1 protein-coding gene is annotated in these 1,925 nt (G+C 69.2%); it reads right to left on the bottom strand.

The window, feature by feature from the left end:
- On the bottom strand, nucleotides 1-1,925 hold a 1,925-nt coding region (locus G3N93_RS38945), incomplete at both ends, for a heavy metal translocating P-type ATPase (RefSeq protein WP_241026890.1).

The following is a 1,925-nucleotide window of genomic DNA, read 5'->3' as shown; positions in this document are numbered from 1 at the left end:
ACGTCGGTCCGTTTCGACAGCCGGTAGTCGTAGCCGAGCGCCCAGGTCGTTCGCGACGGGCGGTCGCGTCCGTGGCTTTTCGCGGCCATCACCGATGCGAGCACCGTGCCGAAGCCGAGCGGCACCGAACGTCCCCGAGGACGACAGCAGCCGCAAACCGTTGGCCACGACGATCAGGCTTGCGCCCGCGTCGGCGAAGACCGCCATCCACATCGTGCCGAGCCCCGCGACCGTGAGGCCGAGGAACACGATCTTCACGCCGAGCGCGAAGCCGATGTTCTGCACCAGTACGCGATGCGTCGCACGCGACAGCCGCACGAACGCGGGAATCTTGCGCAGGTCGTCGTCCATCAGCGCGACGTCGGCCGTCTCGATCGCGGTGTCGGTGCCCATCGCGCCCATCGCGAAGCCGATGTCGGCGCGCGCGAGCGCCGGCGCATCGTTGATGCCGTCGCCGACCATCCCGACCGCGCCCGCGCCGCCGGCCGACAGCTCCTCGACCGCCGCGAGCTTGTCTTCCGGCAGCTGGTTGCCGCGCGCGTCGTCGATACCGGCCTGCTGCGCGATCGCCTGCGCGGTATGCGGGTTGTCGCCGGTCAGCATCGCGGTGCGGATGCCGAGCGCATGCAGATCGGCGATCGCTGCACGGCTCGTGTCCTTGATCGTGTCGGCCACCGCGAAGATGCCGAGCACGCGCACTTCGTCGACCAGCACCACGACGCTCTTGCCTTGCCGCTCGAGTACATCGAGCTTTGCTTCGAGGGCCGTCGAGCAGCGCTCGAGTTCCTCGACGAGCCGATGGTTGCCGAGCCAGTAGCGCGTGCCGTCGATCGTGCCCTGCACGCCGCGCCCGACGATCGCTTCGAAGTCCTGCACATCGGCGAAGGCCGTCGTGCCGGCGTCGCGGGCAGCCGTTGCAATCGCCTGCGACACCGGGTGATCGGAGCGCGCCGCAAGGCTCGCGCCGAGGTGCCGTACACGCGCCTCATCGGCGTCGTCCGCATGCAGGTCGAAGTCGGTCTGCACCGGCTTGCCGTGCGTGATCGTGCCGGTCTTGTCGAGCGCGAGCCACGCGAGCTTGCGCCCTTCTTCCAGATAGACGCCGCCCTTCACGAGAATCCCGCGTCGCGCCGCGGCCGCGAGCCCCGACACGATCGTCACCGGCGTCGAGATCACCAGCGCGCACGGGCATGCGATCACGAGCAGCACCAGCGCGCGGTAGATCCAGTCGTGCCACGCACCGCCCATGACGATCGGCGGCACCACGGCGACCAGCAGCGCGACCGCGAACACGATCGGCGTGTACACGCGTGCGAACTGGTCGACGAAGCGCTGCGTCGGCGCCTTCGCGCCCTGGGCTTCTTCAACCGCATGGATGATCCGCGCGAGTGTCGAGTTGGCCGCGACGGCCGTCACGCGATATTCGAACGAACCCGATTCGTTGATCGTGCCCGCGTACACGGCGTCGCCGGTCGTCTTTTCGACGGGCAGGCTCTCGCCGGTGATCGGCGCCTGGTTCACCGTCGAGCGGCCCGAGACGACTTCGCCGTCCAGCCCGATCCGCTCGCCCGGCTTCACGCGCACGACCGCGCCGAGCGCCACCTGCGCGGCCTCGATCGTGCGCCACGATCCGTCGGCGTCCTGCACGGTCGCGGTGTCCGGCGCGAGTTGCATCAGGCCCTGGATCGCATTGCGGGCGCGGTCGAGCGACTTCGCTTCGATCAGCTCGGCGATCGTGAACAGCACCATCACCATCGCGGCTTCCGGCCACTGGCCGATCGCCATCGCGCCCGTCACCGCGATGCTCATCAACGCGTTGATGTTCAGGTTGCCGTTGCGGATCGCGATCCAGCCCTTCTTGTAGGTGGTGAGCCCGCACGCGAGCACCGCCGCGAGCGCAAGCGCCGCCGACAGCCACACGGGCA

The sequence above is a fragment of the Burkholderia sp. Se-20378 genome, assembly GCF_017104665.1.
Taxonomy (GTDB): domain Bacteria; phylum Pseudomonadota; class Gammaproteobacteria; order Burkholderiales; family Burkholderiaceae; genus Burkholderia; species Burkholderia lata.
This window is presented reverse-complemented; position numbering and strand designations above follow the sequence as displayed.